Genomic DNA, 4,400 nt, shown 5'->3' on the forward strand with positions numbered 1-4,400 from the left:
CGAACTGCTGCATGATGACAATATGGCGAGGTTGATTGCGCATGGTCTCGCGCACTTTGATCAGGTCATCATTGACGGCCCGCCGGTGATGGGCTTGGCCGATGCGCCGATCATCTCCTCGAGCGTCGAGGGCGTGATGCTGGTGGTGGAAGCCGGCGGCACCCGCAAGGTCGTTGCCGCCAATGCCGTGAAACGCCTGCTGTCAGCGCGTGCACGTCTGATCGGCGTGTTGATCAACAAGTTTGAGGCCAAGCATGCCGCCTATGGCTATGGCTATGGTTATGGTTACGGCTATGGCGCCTACAACTATTACAGCTACGGCAACGAACCCCCGAAAAAACTGACCTGATGAGCATGCTCACGGCCCTGCAGCAGGCAATGCGCTTGCGTGAGCAGCCGGGGCTGCTCACGGACCTGCAACGGGCGCCGCTGCCACCGGACATGACCGCCCTGATCCGCATCGCGATTGGTGAAGCCGATGCCACCGAATCCGATCGCGTGGCAGCCGCCGTCTATCTGGAGCAGATCTGTCTGCATGCCGGTGCCAATCCGCGCCGTTGCTTGGCGCTGCAGGCGCACGATGATCTGATCACGGCCCGTACGCATCACCGGCTGCTGATCAAGTGGCTGCATCCGGACCGCAATTCCGGCGCGCAGGTCTTGGCCGAGCGTGTCAACAGCGCCTGGACGGCCCTAAAAAATCCGCTGCCCACCGCGCCGGCCGAAGTCGTGCTGCGGCCTGCCGCACCGGTACCGCGCACCCGGTTTCCGCTGTTTCTCGGGATTTTGCTGCTGGCGGCCGTGGCCTTGTTGGCGGTCAGCCTAATGCCGGTGGCGCCGGTGTATGTTGACACCGCCGGGCGCGCCGAGGCGCCGGCCCGTCCGGCACAAGCGTCCGATCTGGCCCAGAGCCTGGCCGCATTGCCGCTGGTCGTGGACCTGCCCGCTGCGCCGGCAAAGCCATCGCTGCCGAAATCCGCAGCGGTGCCGGCGGCCTCGCCTGCGGCAAAGCCCATTGCGCAAACTGTGCCGGCAAATCCCCGCGCTGCCGCGATTGCACAAGCACGCCCCACGCCGGTGCCTCAACCGAGCCCGCTGGCGCCGCGCTCGGAATCAACGCCGGCATCCGTGCCCAGGCCCATCGCCGTGAGCGCAGCGGTGACGGACGCCCTCAGTGCCGCCGAAGCCGAGGCCCTGCTGCAGCAATACCAGACGCACTACAGCGCCGGCAATCTATACGGGCTGATGGCGCTGTTCAGTCCGAAGGCGATCAGCCTGAAGGGCGGGGTCGAGTCCATCGCCGCCGAGCATTCGCGTCTGTTCAGCAGCACCCGGCAACGCCGCATCGCGCTCAGCAACCCGCGCTGGCAGCAGGTGGACGATGCCCGCCGGCTGCGTGCCGGCTTCCAGAGCGAGCTGGCCTTCGGCGCCATGCGTGCGCCGCAGCGCCGCAGCGGCAGTCTGGAAATGCTGATGGTGCGTGAAAACGGAAAGCCCCGTATTCTTGAACTGTTGATCACCGATTAAGACCCTATGAAAAAAACGCTGCCCGTCTTTGCTCTCGCTGTGCTGGCCTTTGTGGCCTGGCGCGTGCTCGGTTTGGGCATGGCCGATCATTTCGCGCGCAGCGATCCCGAGCGCGCGCTGGCCTGGCGCAGTGATCACCCGGAAGCCCTGCTGCAGGCGGCACTGCGGCATGCGGCCGCGAAAGACTGGCCGGCCGCCAAAGCCCATGCCGAACGCGCACTGCGGGCGCGCCCGATCGATGGCCGTCCCTTGCGGGTATTGGCGCAGGTCGCCGATCAATCCGGCGATAAAGCACGGGCCTTGACCCTGTACCGTCAAGCCGCACGGCTGGCGCCGCGCGATCTGCCGACCCGCGTCTGGTTGTTGCAGCATGCGCTCGAGCGCCGCGATGCCAAAGAGGCCGCGGCGCAATTGGATGCCTTGCTGCGCTTGCAGCCGGCCTTGCTCAGCGAACTGCAGGCACAGGCCGATCTGCTGGCGGTCACGCCGCCGGCGCGGGCAGCTTTGCTGAAAACGCTGGCGGCCGCGCCGCCCTGGCGCGCCGCGTTTCTGGCCGGACTGGCCAAGGCCGCGTATCCCATCGATGCCATCGCGCCGTTTTTCGCGGCACTGAAGCACACGCCCGACACCCCGATGGCCGAAATCGATCCGTGGATCGCGCGCCTGCGCAGCGAAAACCGCGCCCTGCAGGCCTACGTGACCTGGGTCAACCGCATTCCGGACAACCAACGCGAGGCGCTCGGCAATGTGTTCGATGGCGGCTTTGAAATCGCGCAGGAACAGCAGCCCGGCGCGTTTGCCTGGCAAGCGTCCAGCCTGCCCGGCGCCACCGCGTACTGGAGCGCCAACCGCGGCACCGTCGGCGAAAATTCCTACGTGGTCGAATTCGAAGGCCGGCGCACGCCATTCGCGCACCTGAATCAGGCCCTGGTGCTGCCGCCCGGCGACTGGCAGCTGAGCTGGCGCGCCAAGGGCGTGCGTCTGGATTCGCCGCGTGGACTGGTCTGGCAGATCCGCTGCGATCCGGCCGGGACCGTGCTGGCCGAGTCGGTGCCGATGATGGGCCACTTCGAGTGGCGCGAGCAGACCCTGGCCTTTACCGTGCCGCCGGGATGTGAAGGTCAGCAGCTGGGTTTGCGCATTCCGGCCCGGATTCCGGCCGAAACTGTGATGAACGGCACACTTTGGCTGGATGCCGTGGGCATCACCCCGGTGCTAAAGAATTCCCTTGCTGCAGAATGATTTAGAGCTTATTCGGGCTTGACACGGCTGGGCCATCGGTGTAGGATTAGGGGTCAAGGGGAATATCCCGTCATGAAATTTTGACGGTAGCTGTGTTGTAATCAGGGGTAATTTTAAGGAGTTTCACCGTATGAAAGCAGTTATCGCAATCGCATTAAGCCTGGTCTTCACCGGCGCCGTTTCGGCCGCCGAGAGTTCGGCCACCCTGGCTTCGGCCGAGGGCAGTGTCATGGTCAATCAGGGCAAGCAATTCGTGGCTGTGCAGAATGGTCAGGTGTTCGCCGCCGGCGATCGCGTGATGGTGATGCAGGGTGGCAGCGCCATGCTGCGTTTTTCCGACGGCTGTATTGTCACCCTCAGCGGCGGTTCGATCACCGAGATTCCGGAAGTGTCCACCTGTGCCGGTGGCAAATTGAACAGCACCCGTCTGGCCAATGAAGCCCCGCCGTGGATCAACCCCGAAGCGCCCGCCGCTTACGGCACCAGCACCTGGATGCTGGTCGGTGCCGGTGCGCTGTTGGTCGGCGGTCTGGTGGCCGGTGGTAGCGATAACAACGATACGATTTCGCCCTAAGTATAATTCTTAGTTCTTTTTTTCAGATAATCTTGTACTATAGCTAATGACAACAATGGATTTAATCGGTATTTCTCGTTCAAATACGCATAATCCTTCGCAAATTCTCTGAAATTTAAATTAAAGGATAGACCATGAAAACCATCCTCCTGCCCTGTGCTTTGCTGCTGTTCAGCACTGCCGCCGCCGCCATCGAGCCGGCCGCCACGGTCAATGCCATCACCGGCAGCGTGCTGGTCAATCAAGGCAAGCAGTTTGTTCCGGTGCAGTCCGGGCAAGCGCTCGTTGCCGGCGATCGCGTGATGGTGATGCAGGATTCCGGCGCTGCACTGCGCTTCACCGACGGCTGCGATGTGCGTCTGGAAGGTGGCACCATCGTGACGGTTCCGACAATGTCCACCTGTGCTGGCGGCGCCCTCGAGGTCTCGCGTCTGACCGGCAACACGGCCATGGCCAGCACCGGCGTTGGCGGCGGCTGGATCCTGGCCGGTGTCGGCGCGCTCGCCATCGGCACGGTCTTGAGTGAGGGCACCATCTCGCCCTAAGCCGTACCGCCGCCCGCGGCCGCGGTGCTAGAATCAAGGGGTCGCTTCGGCGGCCCTTTTCATTGCCAAGGACGCTCATGCCTGCTGCCCGATCCCGCCCTGAATCCCGCGTGTTTTTAATGGCCGCCGTCACGCTGTCGCTGGCCATGCTGTTCGGCGGCGGCCAAGGCCATCTGGGCGATACGCTCACGCAACTTTCCGCGCTGCTGCTGTTGGGCGCGCTGCTCTGGCAGCAGCCGGATCTGCGCCGCTGGCCGAAAGCCAGCCTGTGGCTGCTGGCGCTGTTCATTCCTTTGCTGCTGTTTCTGCTGCCCTGGCCGGAAGCGCTGCGCGGCGCCGGCAGTGCCCGCGGCCAGCTGCTGCAAAGCCTGCAGCCGATTCTCGGCGGCTTGCCGATTCCCGGAAGCCTGAATCCCACCGCAACCGAACGCGCGGCCCTGTGGCTGTTGCCAGGCGCCGCGCTGTATCTGGCCGCGCTGCAGCTGCCGCAAACGCAGAAACGGCAGCTAGCC

Annotated in this window: 5 protein-coding genes and 1 pseudogene; all 6 read left to right on the top strand. The window is 64.2% G+C overall.

All coding sequences use genetic code 11. The annotated features are described in order from the left end of the window. A pseudogene (locus tag RT662_RS07480) lies at positions 1-349 on the top strand (capsular biosynthesis protein); the annotation flags it as partial. Beyond that, positions 349-1,527 carry a hypothetical protein gene (locus tag RT662_RS07485; protein WP_313670086.1) on the top strand — a complete coding sequence of 393 codons (1,179 nt, stop codon included), beginning with the start codon at positions 349-351 and terminating at the stop codon, positions 1,525-1,527. The pseudogene RT662_RS07480 and the gene RT662_RS07485, both read left to right, overlap by 1 nt. A gap of 6 nt (positions 1,528-1,533) precedes the next feature. Next, positions 1,534-2,769 (top strand): hypothetical protein, encoded by a 1,236-nt coding sequence (locus RT662_RS07490; protein WP_313670087.1) that lies wholly within the window; start codon positions 1,534-1,536, stop codon positions 2,767-2,769. A 130-nt stretch (positions 2,770-2,899) separates the two neighbouring features. Further along, positions 2,900-3,343 (top strand): hypothetical protein, encoded by a 444-nt coding sequence (locus RT662_RS07495; RefSeq protein WP_313670088.1) that lies wholly within the window; start codon positions 2,900-2,902, stop codon positions 3,341-3,343. Between the two features lie 134 nt (positions 3,344-3,477). Then, complete coding sequence (locus RT662_RS07500) at positions 3,478-3,888, top strand: hypothetical protein (RefSeq protein ID WP_313670089.1); 411 nt, start codon at positions 3,478-3,480, stop codon at positions 3,886-3,888. A 146-nt stretch (positions 3,889-4,034) separates the two neighbouring features. Then, positions 4,035-4,400: hypothetical protein (locus RT662_RS07505; protein ID WP_313670090.1), on the top strand; the 366-nt coding region annotated here is incomplete at its 3' end.

This window comes from Sandarakinorhabdus sp., from assembly GCF_032115815.1.
In the GTDB taxonomy this organism is placed as follows: Bacteria; Pseudomonadota; Alphaproteobacteria; order Sphingomonadales; family Sphingomonadaceae; genus Sandarakinorhabdus.

Excerpts from the sequence above, each read along its gene's own strand:
- RT662_RS07495 (WP_313670088.1), top strand. The coding sequence starts at position 2,900 with ATGAAAGCAGTTATCGCAATCGCATTAAGCCTGGTCTTCACCGGCGCC.
- RT662_RS07500 (WP_313670089.1), top strand. The coding sequence starts at position 3,478 with ATGAAAACCATCCTCCTGCCCTGTGCTTTGCTGCTGTTCAGCACTGCC.
- RT662_RS07490 (WP_313670087.1), top strand. The coding sequence starts at position 1,534 with ATGAAAAAAACGCTGCCCGTCTTTGCTCTCGCTGTGCTGGCCTTTGTG.
- RT662_RS07485 (WP_313670086.1), top strand. The coding sequence starts at position 349 with ATGAGCATGCTCACGGCCCTGCAGCAGGCAATGCGCTTGCGTGAGCAG.